The organism is Curtobacterium subtropicum, assembly GCF_030362975.1.
Lineage (GTDB): Bacteria > Actinomycetota > Actinomycetes > Actinomycetales > Microbacteriaceae > Curtobacterium > Curtobacterium subtropicum.
The window spans coordinates 196,319-208,922 of the sequence record NZ_JAUCMM010000003.1 but is presented as its reverse complement, the minus strand read 5'-3'; the positions used below and the strand labels follow the sequence as shown (position 1 = coordinate 208,922).

Here is a 12,604-nt window from a genome sequence, read left to right as displayed (position 1 = left end):
CGTACATCGAGACTAACCAGCGGACCCCCGGAGGGCTGCCCCTGTTCGCCGTGGGCGTGACCTCGTTGCGCACCGGGCACACCGCCCGGCGACGGCACCCGCAGCGGACCGCTCGTCACGGGTCCCCGCCAGGAGTCGGCTCGGCGTCGCCGGGTACGATCTGGGCATGGAGCAGCCCGTCGTCGGCCTCGTCGTCCACCCCACCAAGAACGTGCGTGAGTCCATCACGACCCTGCAGCGGTGGAATGCGTCGGGCGCCGGACGGCTCGTGGCCCGGCGGGCGGACGCCCAGCGCATCGGCGGTGACGTCGAGGTGATCGGCGACGACGACTTCACCGACCAGGTCGACCTCGTCGTCGCGCTCGGCGGCGACGGCACGATGCTCGGCGCGATGCGACTCGTCGCGAAGCGCCCGGTCCCCGTGCTCGGCGTGAACTACGGCAACGTCGGGTTCCTGGTCGAGATCGAGCCGCCGGAGCTCGAGGCCGCGCTCGACCGACTGTCCGCCGGCGAGTACCAGCTCGAGCCGCACCACGCGCTCGAGGCCCGGCTGTCGTGGAGCGGCGCCCGCACCGACTACCTGGCGTTCAACGACCTGACGATCGTGCGACGACCGGGAGCCGGGCAGGTCTCCGCCGACCTCAGCGTGAACGGACTCGGCTACGGCTACTACCGCGCCGACGCGATCGTCGCCGCGACCCCGGCCGGCTCCACCGCCTACAACTACGCCGCCGGCGGACCCGTGCTCTCCCCGGCGCTGTCGGGCTCCGTCGTGACCCCGGTCGCCCCGATGGCGGGCATCGACCGCGCGGTGGTCCTGGCGGCGCGGGAGCGCTACCGCTTCGACATCGCCGAGGGCACCCGGAGCGCCGCCCTCGAGGTGGACGGGCTCGTCGTGGGCGAGGTCGCGACCGGGGCACAGATCGACATCCGGCTCCGGAAGGACGCCGGCAGCGTCGTGCGCCTGGACGCCGAGCGCCACGGACGCACCGGCCGGGTGAAGCTCAGCCTGCTCGACCTGCCGGTCCGCCCGGACCAGCTCATCGAGCTCATCCCGCAGGATCTGCGCCAGAAGCTCGGCCGCGAGCTCGAGGACTAGCGCGCCCGGACAGCGAAGTGGCCCGCCCAGGCAGTGCCTGGACGGGCCGTCCCATCACCCCACCGGACCGCCTTCCCACAGGACGGCCCGGTTCCCCGTGCCGAGGTCGAGACCCCGGCCGAAGCCCGCTGACCTCAGTCGGTCAGGTACAGCTGCATGTCCTGGCTCACGGCCTTCGCGAACAGGCGCAGCTTCGCACGCGACTCGACACGGCTGACCGCCTGGCGAGTGGTGTGCACGATCTTCGAGATCTCGTCGAGCGTCATCGGCTTGTCGTCGTCCAGGCCGTAGCGCATGCGGATGACGTTGGCCTCGTCGCTCGGCAGCTCGGCGACGATGGAACGGATGTCGCGGTGCAGGAGCGTCGTCTCGGTGAGCTCGTTCGGGCTCGCGGCGTCCTCGTCCTCGATGAAGTCGCCGAGCTCGCTGTCGTCGGAGTCGCCGACGACGGTGTGGATCGACACCGGCTCGTGCGAGCGGCCCTTCAGGTCGAGGAGCTCCTCGGTGCTCATGCTGAGCTCGGCGGCGACCTCGTCGGGCATCGGCGCGCGGCCGAGGTCGACGGTCAGGTCGCGCTCGGTGCGCGAGATCTTGTTGATGAGCTCGACGGTGTGCACCGGGATGCGGATGGTGCGCGCCTTGTCGGCGAGACCACGCGAGATCGCCTGGCGGATCCACCAGGTGGCGTAGGTCGAGAACTTGTAGCCCTGGGTGAAGTCGAACTTCTCGACCGCACGGACCAGGCCGAGGTTGCCCTCCTGGATGACGTCCATGAACGGCAGGCCGCGCTGCGAGTAGCGCTTCGCGATACTCACGACGAGGCGGAGGTTCGAGGTGATCATGCGCTCCTTGGCGCGTTCACCGTCGCGGACGAGCCAGCGCAGCTCGCGCTGCAGGGTCTTGTCGATGCCGGTCTCGGTCGCGAGCTTCTCCTCGGCGAACAGGCCGACCTCGATGCGGCGGGCGATGTCCGCCTCCTCCTCAGCGGTCAGGAGCGAGAGGCGGCCGATGTGGCGCAGGTAGTCGCCGACCTGGTCGACCGAGGCGCCGCGGACACCCGCGAGCTGCTCGTCGGCCTCGACCTCGGTGTCAAGCGTGGTGGTCTCCACCGCGGCGTCCGCGGTCTTCGCGGCTGCGGTCTTCTTGCTGCGGCGCGCGGTGGTGCCAGTGGTCGTCGTCTTCGGTGCTGCGGTCGCGATCGTCATGGTGACTCTCCCTGCGGTTCGACGGTGATGGCCTCGTTGGGGGGTGCTGATGAGTAAAGCGGTCCCGAGGTGTACCCCACAAACCGATCGGATCGATTCCCAGGGAACGTCGTGCTTCACCCGTCGAGCTGTCCCCCGCGGGGTACATGCTCGACGTCAGCATGGACCCGGCCGATGCCCGTACGCAAGGGGATGTCGCCGTGTTTCCGGTGTTGCAGGGATGTTTCATCACCGATCACAAGTGTGTACCCCGGAGTGCAGCGCGGAGCGGACACGAAAAAGGGGTACGGCGTTCCGGATCGTCGTGATCCGGGTGCCGTACCCCGAAGAGCGTCAGGAGCTCGGTGTCACCGAGCGGCAGGAGCGCGGTGTCACCAGGAGGGTTCGAGCCACCCGTCCCGTCGCTTGGAGGTCTCGAGATCGGCGTCTCGGTCGAACTCGTCGTACTCGCTCTCGATGTCGCCGACGAGGCTGCGGCCGGTGAAGGCGTGCGTGGTGGACATGCGGACGATGCTCACCCCGCCCGGCGACGCCGCGGTGAACGTCCGGTGACCGACGACGGACGCTCAGACGTCGATGTCGTCGTCGTCCTCGTCGCCCCACACGGCATCCCGCGCCGCATCGGGCAGGACCGAGTGACCGAAGGCGTCCTCGGGATCGAGGTCGGCCGGTTCGACCGCGCCGGCAGTCGTGTCCCGCGGTGCCGGGTCGGTCGGTCGTGCGTCCACGCGCACGAGTGCAGCACCCGTCGGTGAACGACGGGTGACGCGCGAGCGCGCGGGTCCCTGCGCGGGACTACTCCGCGGAGCCCGGTGCGGGAGCGGGGCGACCGTGCTCGCGCTCGTAGCGCGCGCGCTCCTCGGCCTCGACCTTGGCGTAGGCGGACCGCTCGGTGCGGTCCGCGCGCATGATCGCGCGCATCACGAACCAGAAGATCAGGCCGACGACGACGGTCGGCGTCACGGCGAAGATGATCCCGGTCACGACTCCCTCTGGCACCGGAGCATCGTACCTCGCCCCGGTGACCGCCACCTGCCCGGAACGGCACCGGTCGACGGACGGGAGGCGCGGTGCCAGCCGGCACCGCGCCTCCCGTTGCGTCGCCGGTCGCGTCCCTACTTGACCAGCGGGAACAGGATCGTCTCGCGGATGCCCAGGCCGGTGATCGCCATGAGCAGGCGATCGACGCCCATGCCCATGCCGCCCGACGGCGGCATCGCGTGCTCGAGGGCGCGCAGGAAGTCCTCGTCGACGCGCATCGCCTCCGGGTCGCCGCCCGCGGCGAGCTTCGCCTGCTCGACGAAGCGCTCGCGCTGCACGACGGGGTCGACGAGCTCGGAGTACGCGGTCGCGAGCTCGAAGCCGCGGACGTACAGGTCCCACTTCTCGACGACGCCCGGACGGGTGCGGTGCTCGCGGGTCAGCGGGGAGGTGTCGACCGGGAAGTTCATCACGAAGGTCGGCGCGTGCAGGTCGTCCCCGTGGAAGTGCTCCCAGAGCTCCTCGACGTACTTGCCGTGGGTGGCGTGCGCGACCTCGACCCCCTCGGCCTCGGCGAGCGCGACCAGCTCGGACAGCGGGGTCTCCGGCGTGATCTCCCGGCCCGCGGCCTCGGACAGCGACCCGTACATGTCCATGCGTGCCCACTCGCCACCGAGGTCGTACTCGGTGCCGTCGGCGAGCGTGACGACGAGGGAGCCGCCGGTCACCGCCTTCGCCGCGTTCTGCACGAGCTCCTGCGTCAGGTCGGCCATCTGCTCGTAGTTGCCGTACGCCTGGTACGCCTCGACCATCGCGAACTCGGGCGAGTGCGACGAGTCGGCGCCCTCGTTCCGGAAGTTCCGGTTGATCTCGAAGACCCGGTCGATGCCGCCGACGACGGCGCGCTTGAGGAACAGCTCCGGCGCGATGCGCAGGTACAGCTCGGTGTCGAACGCGTTCGAGTGCGTGATGAAGGGTCGGGCCGAGGCGCCGCCGTGCTGGGTCTGCAGCATCGGGGTCTCGACCTCGAGGTAGTCGTGCCCGGTGAACGTCTGCCGCAGCGACGCCATGACGGCGGCGCGCGCGCGGACGGTCTCGCGGGCCTGGTCGCGGACGATCAGGTCCAGGTAGCGCTGGCGGACCCGGGTCTCCTCGTTGAGTTCGTTGTGCAGGTTCGGCAACGGCAGGACGGCCTTCGCCGCCATCGCCCACTCGTCGACCATGATGCTCAGCTCGCCGCGACGCGAGGAGATCACGCGCCCGTGCACGAACACGTGGTCACCGAGGTCGACGAACTCCTTCCAGCGCGCCAGGGACTCGTCGCCGACCTCGGCCAGGGAGACCATCGCCTGGACCCGCGCGCCGTCGCCGGACTGCAGCGTCGCGAAGCAGAGCTTGCCGGTGTTGCGCGAGAACACGATGCGCCCGGCGACGCCGACGACGTCCTGCGTCTCCTCACCCGTCTCGAGGTGCGCGTACTGCTCGCGCACGGCGGGGATCGTCGTGGTGATCGGCAGTTCGGCGGGGTAGGCCTCGATGCCGGCGTCCAGGAGCTTCGCCCGCTTGTCGAGCCGCACCTGTCGCTGTTCGCTGGTCTCTTCGGCGGACAGGGCGTCTGCGGCGGGGGTCTCTTCGCTCATTGCTGCTGCGGCTCCGTTGGGGTCGTGGGGGATGCACCGATGGTACCGGGCACACCGCGCCGGCCCGGCACCGCCAGGACGGCTACAGCGCGGCCTGACCGTCCGCTGCGGTGAGCGCGTTGTCGACGGCGGAGCGCACGAGGGCGCCGAGCACGCGGCCGGGGTGCTCCACGCCGATGCCGGAGAGGGTGCCGGCGGACTGGTCGACGATCGCGGTCGAGAACGAGACCGCGGCGCGCACGGCGTCGGCGTACGCGGGGCGGTCCTGCTCGGTGACGACGAACGGCTCCGCGCCCATCTCGACGACGAGCGCCTGCGCGATCGGCAGCACGGGCGCCGGGGCGGTCACGGCGCAGTAGGCGTCCCGCAGCCGGGCGAGGTCGACGCTCGTGCCGGTGAAGGCCATCGCGGGGTGGATCGCGAGCGGGATGGCACCGGCGGTCAGGGCCGGCCGCAGCACCTCGACGCCGTGGTCGGGACTGGTGTGCACGACGAGCTGCCCGGGCTGCCAGATGCCCGCGTCGGCCAGGCCCTGCACGAGCCCGGCGAGCTGGTCGTCCGGCACCGCGAGCAACACGAGCTCGCTCCGCTCCACCAGGTCGGGGGTCGCCAGGACGGGTGCGCCGGGCAGCATCGCCTCGGCCCGGTCGCGGCCGACGTCGGACACGGCCGTCACACCGACCACGGCGTGCTCGGCGTTCGCGAGGGCCGCTCCGAGGACCGGACCGACCCTCCCCGCGCCGACGATGCCGACGCCGAGTCGTCCGGCCCTCACCGCACCGCTCCGGGCGGCGGGACGTCGGACCAGCGGCCTGGAGGCCCGCCCTGCGACCCACCGTCGGCCCGCCACGTGCCCGTGGGAGCCGGAGCGGCGGTGGTCGGCACCGTCCGTCCGTCCGGGGCGTGCGTGGCGGGGGTGCGGTGGGCCTCCCGGGCGCGCCAGCGGTGCGTGGTGTCGGCCGCGGCCGCCTCGACGGCGCGGTGCGCGGTGTCCGACCACAGGCGTTGGGCGTCGAGCGCGTCCAGCGCGCCGATGCGTGCTGACACCGGACCGGCCACGGTGTGGACGTGCGCGGTCGCGAGCCGGAGCAGCCGCTCGAGCGGGCCCTGCTCGACCTTCACGCTCTGCACGCGCGGCAGCGGCACGATCACGAGCGACCGCCAGACGGCCCCCAGCCGGAGCAGCACCGCGCCCTGCACGAAGCGGTAGCCGTTGCGACGGAACGACAGCGGACGCAGCCAGGCGCCGCGGCGCGGGGAGCGCACGAACCCGCCGCGGTCCCCGGTCGTGGTGAGGCTGTCGTCGACGACGTTGACGGCCTCGGACGAGCCCTCGCGGAGTTCCTCTCGGGACGCCGTCGGCCCGGCCACGGCGGTGCCGACGAGCCCCGGCAGGATGATGTCCAGGACCTGGCGGACGTCCTCGGCGCGGCCGACCGGCAGCACGATCGACGAGACCTGCTGGTTGGTCGATGCGCCGTTGCCGGCGTTCGTCGCCCGGTTGATGCGGACGTCCCACCAGCCGAACGGACGCCAGAGCAGCGGCTGCGCGACGCTCACGGCGTGGATGCGGCCAGGCGGCAGCGTCTCGTTCGAGGTCGAGACGAGTCCGAAGCCGATGCGGATGCCGTCGCGGGTCTCGGCGATCGTGTACTGCAGCGAGCGCGAGAACTTCCGGACCGTGTAGCCGCCGGCGCCGATCACCACGGGGAACAGGCCGATCAGGATGCCGTACTCGCCGGTGATCGCGATGCTGATGATCATCGCGACGATCACCACGACGAAGAAGACCGTGGTGCCGGAGAGCAGCATCGACGCGATCAGACGACCGGGGTGCACCTTCACGATCCGGGTCGCGTGCACGGCGGCCGGGTCGAGCTCGGGCGAGAACAGCTCGTCGACGCGGTCCTGCAGCACGCCGTTCGACGCTCGTGCGTCGGTCCGCTCGTCGTCCTGCGCCCCGGAGGCGAGCACGAGGATGCGCTGCCGCAGGTCGTCGGCCGCCCGGGCCCCGAGGTACGCCAGCTGCACGTTGGCGTCGTTGCCGGCCTGGGCGATCTCGAGCTTCGCCGTCCCGAAGATCCGCGGGACCACGGGCCGCGAGATGTTGATGCCCTGGATGCGGTCGAGGCGCGCCTTGCGGTGACTGCGGAACAGCACGCCGGAGCGGACCTCGACCACGTCACCGGTGACGCGGAACTCGTGCATCCGCCAGGAGACGTAGAAGAGTCCGATCAGCACGACCAGCACCACGACCACCCCGAGCAGCACCCAGCCGACCGCGCCGTGCTCGTACACGTAGCGGACCGGGTCGCCGTCCTCCCGCGGGGCCGGGCCGGGGACGAAGAACTCCAGCAGCTGGTCGCGCAGGTTGCTCAGTGTGTAGCCGAGCACCACGATCAGGAAGATGCCGCCCTTGAGCAGCGGCGTCAGCGGGTGCAGGCGGTGCCACTCGCCGTCCGTCAGCGGGGCGGCCGCGGCGGCGTTGCCCTGCCGCGGCGGCGCGGGCGGGGGCGGTCCGGGTCGGAACGTCACGACGCCCTCTAGAGCCCGGCGCGGCGGGACTCGGCGAGCTCGACGAGCCGGTCGCGCAGCTCGTCGGCGTCGGCGGCGGGGATGCCCGGGATCCGGACGTTCGTCGCGGCGGCGGCGGTGACGAACTTCAGCTCGCTGAGCCCGAGGACCCGGTCGAGCGGTCCGCGGTTCACGTCGACCAGCTGCATGCGCCCGTACGGCACGGCGGTGAAGCGCTGCCACATCAGCCCGCGGCGCAGCACGAGGTCGTCGTCGCGCAGGGCGTAGCCGATCGCCCGGACCCGGCGGGGCGTCAGGACGGCGGTGACCAGCGCGACGAGGGCGACCACGATCGCGATGCAGCTCCACACCGTGCCGGCCGCGCCCCCGAACCCGCCGAAGAGCACCGCGAACAGCACGCACCCGGCGGTCACGACGACCCCGACCACGATGGTGCTGACGAGTTCGGTCCAGACCAGCTTCGGCGACACCCGCGTCCACGTGGTCCCGGTCAGGCCGAGGCCCGGCTCGTCGAGTCGTTCGAGCGGCATCACGGCCTCCTGCGGTCGTCGGTCAGTTCGCCGTCGTCCCACCCCGCGGTAGGTCGTCGTCGTCGTCCTGTGGTGGCGGCGCCATGCACATCCGCTCGGCGACGAGCGCACACACCACGAGCACGAGACCGCCCCCGACCGCGACGGCGTTCGGCAGGACCGAGCCTAGCGGCGGCAGGGCGGAGCGGGTCAGGAGGTACAGCAGCAGTCCGGCGGCGAACGCGCCGAACAACGCGCCGGCCAGGCTCGACGCCTTCGCCAGCACGACCACGCGGGTGGCGTACAGCGGGTCGACGGGGTGCTGCCGGCCGGCGCCGTCGCGCGCGTGCCGGCGGACGGGACGGGCCATCGCGACGACCGCGACGCCGATCAGCGCGAGGGTGACGCCGAGGGGGGTCGAGAGCAGCAGGGTCGGTGACTGGCGCGAGGCCAGGACGGCGTCGAGGGCGAACCCGGCGACGGCGGCGACGACCGCGACGCTGATCAGGGTGGAGGCGCGGGTCGGCTTCACGCGAGCGTCTCCGGCCCGGCGGCGGGCGAGGGCGTGGGCGTGGCTGCGGGTGCGGGCCCCGCTGGGGGCGCGGATGCGGGCCTCGCTGCGGGCGCGGGTGCGGGCCTCGCTGCGGGCGCGGCGTCGAACAGCCGGGGCTCGTCGACGCGCTCGGTGTCGTCGCCGAGGGTGTCGAGCAGGTCCGCGACGCGTCCGACCCCCGGCAGCACGGCGTCCGGGTCGGCGTCGAGCCACGGGGCGAGCACGAACGCCCGCTCCCCCGCGCGCGGGTGCGGCACGGTCAGCGTCGCCGTGTCGATCCGGAGGTCGTCGACGGCGATCACGTCGAGGTCGAGCGTGCGGTCGCCCCAGCGGACCTCGCGGGTGCGCCCGTGGTCGTCCTCGATCCGGTGCAGGGCGTCGAGGAGCTCCTGCGGCGCGAGGTCGGTGTCGACCACGACCACGCCGTTGCGGTACCGGGGCTTCGTGTCGTCGAGCCCGTCGAGCGTCAGGGCGACGGACTCGACCTCGTGGCTCGATGCCACCGGTCGGATGCCCGGCGCCTCGGCGATCGCCTGCGCAGCGGCGCGGAGGGTGCTCCCGCGGTCGCCGAGGTTCGCACCGAGGGCGATGACCGCCCGGCTCACTCTTCTTCCTCGAGGGACACCAACCCACCGCGGGTGCGGCGGATGGTGATCGAGACGTCGGTGAACGGCACCGTGATCGGCGCCTGGGGCTTGTGCACGGTGACCTCGACCGCGAGTGCCGCACGGTGGGTGAGCACCGCGGCGGCGATCCGCTCGGCCAGGGTCTCGATCAGGTCGACCGGCCCGCCCTCGATCTCGGCGACGACCTGCTCGGCGACGACCCCGTAGTGCACGGTGTCCGCCAGGTCGTCGGACCCGGACGACACCCGTGCGTCGACCTCGACCGCGACGTCGACGACGAAGTCCTGGCCGTCGGCGCGCTCGTGGTCGAACACGCCGTGGTTCCCCCGGGCACGGACCCCGGTCAGTCGGATGGTGTCCCTCACGATCGTGCTGCCCTCCAGGCATCCCAGACGTCGAGCACCGCACGCGTCGGTGCGGGGTCGTGCACGCGCACCCCCCACGCGCCACGTTCGGCGGCGAGCAGGCTGATGGCGGCGGTGGCGAGGTCGCGGTCGCGGGGCGGTGCGCCGGCAGCGCTGCCGATCCCGTCCAGGAACCGCTTGCGTGAGGCAGCGACGAGCACCGGCAGCCCGATCGAGGCGAAGCGCTCGTAGCCGGCCAGGATCTCCCAGTTCTGGGCGCCCTGCTTGGCGAAGCCGAGGCCGGGGTCGATGACCACCTGCTCCTCGCGCACGCCCAGGACGATCAGCTCGGCGACGCGGAGCTCGACCTCGCGGCGCACTTCCTCCACCGCGTGGGCGTACTCGGCGTTCCGGTACATCCGGTCGCTGTGCCCGCGCCAGTGCATCACGACGAACCCGGCACCGGTGTCGCGGACGACCCGGGCCATGTCGTCGTCGGCGAGGCCGCCCGACACGTCGTTGACGATCGCGGCGCCCGCCTCGACGGCGCGCTCCGCGGTCGAGGCGTTCATGGTGTCGACGCTCACCGCGATGCCCTCGGAGACGAGCTGCCGGACGACCGGCAGGACGCGCTGCTGCTCGACCTCGACGGGCACCCGGTCCGCGCCGGGACGGGTGGACTCCCCGCCGACGTCGACCAGGTCCGCTCCGGCGGCGACGAGCTCCCGGGCGTGCGTGACCGCTGCGTCGACCGCCAGGTGCAGGCCGCCGTCGCTGAACGAGTCCGGCGTGACGTTGAGGATGCCCATCACGCGCGTGCGGTCACCCGACCCGCCGGCGGCACCGCCGGGAGCGCGGTCACGCCGACGGCCGGTCACGATCTCCGGCACCGGAGCCGGTGCGCGGAGGTCGATCGCGACCGTCGGCGGCTCCGCGGCGGCGGCCCGCGCCTCGTGCTCTGCGGCACGGGCACGGTCCGCCTCGGCGAGGCGACGGGAGCGTCTCGTCGGCAGGTCGGTCATGCCGGCCTACGCGGGGGCGATACCGGGGTTGCCGAACGGGCGACGACGGGGCTTCGACGACGACTCGGTGTCGCCCTGCTCCGCCGCGGTCGACGCGGCCTTGCCCGGGAACTCGATCGCGGGCAGGTTCGACACCGGCCGACGGTCGCTCGACAGCCACTGCGGGCGCTCCGGGAGCTTGCGGACGTCCTTGAAGATCTCGACGAGCTCCGGTGCGTCCAGCGTCTCCTTGTCGAGGAGCTCACCGGCCAGGCGGTCGAGGATGTCGCGGTTGTCGTTGAGCACCTGGTAGGCCTCGTCGTGCGCGGCCTCGAGCAGGGCACGGGTCTCGGCGTCGACCGTCTCGGCGATGTTCTCCGAGTAGTCGCGACCGCTGCCGCCGCCCATCTCACGGCCGACGAACGGCTCGCTCGAACCCGAGCCGAGCTTGACGGAGCCGACCGCACGGCTCATGCCGTACTCGGTCACCATCTTGCGTGCGGTCGAGGTCGCCTTCTCGATGTCGTTCGACGCACCCGTGGTCGGGTCGTGGAACACGATCTCCTCGGCGACGCGGCCACCCATGGCGTAGGTGAGCTGGTCGAGGAGCTCGTTGCGGGTCACCGAGTACTTGTCCTCGAGCGGGAGCACCATCGTGTAGCCGAGGGCACGGCCGCGCGGCAGGATCGTGATCTTCGTCACCGGGTCGGTGTGGCGCATCGCGGCGGCGGCCAGGGCGTGACCACCCTCGTGGTAGGCCGTGATCAGCTTCTCCTGGTCGGACATGATGCGCGTGCGACGCTGCGGACCGGCCATGACGCGGTCGACGGCCTCGTCCAGCGCGCGGTTGTCGATGAGCTGCGCGTTCGAGCGGGCGGTGAGCAGCGCGGCCTCGTTGAGGACGTTCGCCAGGTCGGCACCCGTGAAGCCGGGCGTCTTGCGGGCGAGGAGCTCGAGGTCGACGCTCGCGGCGAGCGGCTTGCCCTTCGCGTGCACCTCGAGGATCTGCTTGCGGCCACCGAGCGAGGGGGCGTCGACGCCGATCTGGCGGTCGAAGCGGCCCGGACGCAGGAGTGCGGGGTCGAGGACGTCGGGACGGTTCGTCGCGGCGATGAGGATGACGTTCGTCTTGCCGTCGAAGCCGTCCATCTCGACGAGGAGCTGGTTCAGCGTCTGCTCGCGCTCGTCGTTGCCGCCGCCGATGCCGGCACCACGGTGACGACCCACGGCGTCGATCTCGTCGATGAAGACGATCGCGGGGGCGTTCTGCTTGGCCTGCTCGAACAGGTCACGCACGCGGCTCGCACCGACACCGACGAACATCTCGACGAAGTCCGACCCGGAGATCGAGTAGAACGGCACGCCGGCCTCGCCCGCGACGGCGCGTGCGAGCAGGGTCTTGCCGGTGCCGGGAGGGCCGTACAGCAGCACGCCCTTCGGGATCTTCGCGCCGACCGCCTGGAACTTCGCGGGCTCCTGCAGGAACTCCTTGATCTCCTGGAGCTCCTCGATCGCCTCGTCCGAACCGGCGACGTCGGCGAAGGAGACCTGCGGGTTCTCCTTGTTGTTCATCTTCGCGCGGGACTTGCCGAACTGCATGACCTTCGAGCCGCCGCCCTGGGCGCTCGAGAGCAGGAACCAGAACAGGGCGCCGATGATGAGGAACGGCAGGATGATGCCGAGGAGCGACAGGAACCAGTTGCCCTGCTGCACGGTGTCGTTGTAGCCGTCGGGCAGGTTCGCGTCGTTGACGGCCTTGATGACCTCTTCGCCGCGCGGCGTGGAGTAGTAGAACTGCTCCTTCGCGTTGCCGTCCTTCAGGGTCAGGTCGACGCGCTGCTCGGTCGAGTTGACGACCACGGACGAGACCTTGCCGTCGGCGAGCTGCTCGAGACCCTTCTGGGTGTCGATCTGCTGCGTGCCGGACTGTGCGATGACGCTCCAGCCGATGAAGATGCCGACCAGCGCGATGAGCACGTAGAGGTACGGGCCGCGGAAGATGCGCTTGAAGTTCATGTGATCCGGGCGCGAGGGCCCGACACCTTTCTCTGCCGGAGTTGCGTGGAGGTCAGCATACGGCGGTGACTCTGTGGCGAGAATGGGTGTCCTCT

General features: G+C 71.8%; 14 protein-coding genes. 1 reads left to right on the top strand and 13 read right to left on the bottom strand.

What is annotated here, in order from left to right:
• Positions 1 to 166 precede the first annotated feature (166 nt).
• On the top strand, positions 167 to 1,099 hold the full coding sequence (locus tag QUG98_RS06350; RefSeq protein ID WP_224442145.1) for an NAD(+)/NADH kinase: 933 nt from the start codon (positions 167 to 169) through the stop codon (positions 1,097 to 1,099).
• A gap of 134 nt (positions 1,100 to 1,233) precedes the next feature.
• Here the strand turns inward: QUG98_RS06350 and QUG98_RS06345 are convergent, their stop codons facing one another.
• From QUG98_RS06345 to ftsH, 13 genes are all read right to left on the bottom strand, one after another.
• Entirely contained in the window at positions 1,234 to 2,304 is a 1,071-nt protein-coding gene (locus QUG98_RS06345) for a sigma-70 family RNA polymerase sigma factor (protein WP_289469761.1), read from the bottom strand.
• A gap of 371 nt (positions 2,305 to 2,675) precedes the next feature.
• On the bottom strand, positions 2,676 to 2,807 hold the full coding sequence (locus tag QUG98_RS06340; protein ID WP_269084448.1) for a hypothetical protein: 132 nt from the start codon (positions 2,805 to 2,807) through the stop codon (positions 2,676 to 2,678).
• A 63-nt stretch (positions 2,808 to 2,870) separates the two neighbouring features.
• Positions 2,871 to 3,032 (bottom strand): hypothetical protein, encoded by a 162-nt coding sequence (locus tag QUG98_RS06335; RefSeq protein WP_289469760.1) that lies wholly within the window; start codon positions 3,030 to 3,032, stop codon positions 2,871 to 2,873.
• A gap of 67 nt (positions 3,033 to 3,099) precedes the next feature.
• On the bottom strand, positions 3,100 to 3,303 hold the full coding sequence (locus tag QUG98_RS06330; protein ID WP_289469759.1) for a hypothetical protein: 204 nt from the start codon (positions 3,301 to 3,303) through the stop codon (positions 3,100 to 3,102).
• Positions 3,304 to 3,419: 116 nt separating this feature from the next.
• Positions 3,420 to 4,925, bottom strand: a complete 1,506-nt coding sequence (lysS, locus tag QUG98_RS06325; protein ID WP_289469758.1) for a lysine--tRNA ligase — start codon at positions 4,923 to 4,925, stop codon at positions 3,420 to 3,422.
• An 82-nt stretch (positions 4,926 to 5,007) separates the two neighbouring features.
• On the bottom strand, positions 5,008 to 5,733 hold the full coding sequence (locus QUG98_RS06320) for a Rossmann-like and DUF2520 domain-containing protein (protein ID WP_434533421.1): 726 nt from the start codon (positions 5,731 to 5,733) through the stop codon (positions 5,008 to 5,010).
• On the bottom strand, positions 5,697 to 7,460 hold the full coding sequence (locus QUG98_RS06315; protein ID WP_289469756.1) for a PH domain-containing protein: 1,764 nt from the start codon (positions 7,458 to 7,460) through the stop codon (positions 5,697 to 5,699). Before QUG98_RS06315 ends, QUG98_RS06320 begins: the two co-directional genes overlap by 37 nt.
• Positions 7,461 to 7,468: 8 nt before the next feature.
• On the bottom strand, positions 7,469 to 7,990 hold the full coding sequence (locus QUG98_RS06310) for a PH domain-containing protein (protein WP_289469755.1): 522 nt from the start codon (positions 7,988 to 7,990) through the stop codon (positions 7,469 to 7,471).
• Positions 7,991 to 8,012: 22 nt separating this feature from the next.
• Positions 8,013 to 8,501 carry a DUF3180 domain-containing protein gene (locus QUG98_RS06305; protein ID WP_137766172.1) on the bottom strand — a complete coding sequence of 163 codons (489 nt, stop codon included), beginning with the start codon at positions 8,499 to 8,501 and terminating at the stop codon, positions 8,013 to 8,015.
• The gene (folK, locus tag QUG98_RS06300; RefSeq protein WP_289469754.1) at positions 8,498 to 9,127 is read right to left on the bottom strand and encodes a 2-amino-4-hydroxy-6-hydroxymethyldihydropteridine diphosphokinase; all 630 of its coding nucleotides are present in this window, start codon (positions 9,125 to 9,127) and stop codon (positions 8,498 to 8,500) included. The genes QUG98_RS06305 and folK overlap by 4 nt, the downstream gene beginning before the upstream one ends.
• Positions 9,124 to 9,513: a dihydroneopterin aldolase gene (gene folB / locus QUG98_RS06295; RefSeq protein ID WP_289469753.1), complete on the bottom strand. Its 390-nt coding sequence runs from the start codon at positions 9,511 to 9,513 to the stop codon at positions 9,124 to 9,126. Before folB ends, folK begins: the two co-directional genes overlap by 4 nt.
• Positions 9,510 to 10,514, bottom strand: a complete 1,005-nt coding sequence (gene folP / locus QUG98_RS06290; protein ID WP_289469752.1) for a dihydropteroate synthase — start codon at positions 10,512 to 10,514, stop codon at positions 9,510 to 9,512. The genes folB and folP overlap by 4 nt, the downstream gene beginning before the upstream one ends.
• Positions 10,515 to 10,520: 6 nt before the next feature.
• Complete coding sequence (gene ftsH / locus QUG98_RS06285; protein ID WP_289469751.1) at positions 10,521 to 12,509, bottom strand: ATP-dependent zinc metalloprotease FtsH; 1,989 nt, start codon at positions 12,507 to 12,509, stop codon at positions 10,521 to 10,523.
• Between the last annotated feature and the right edge of the window lie 95 nt (positions 12,510 to 12,604).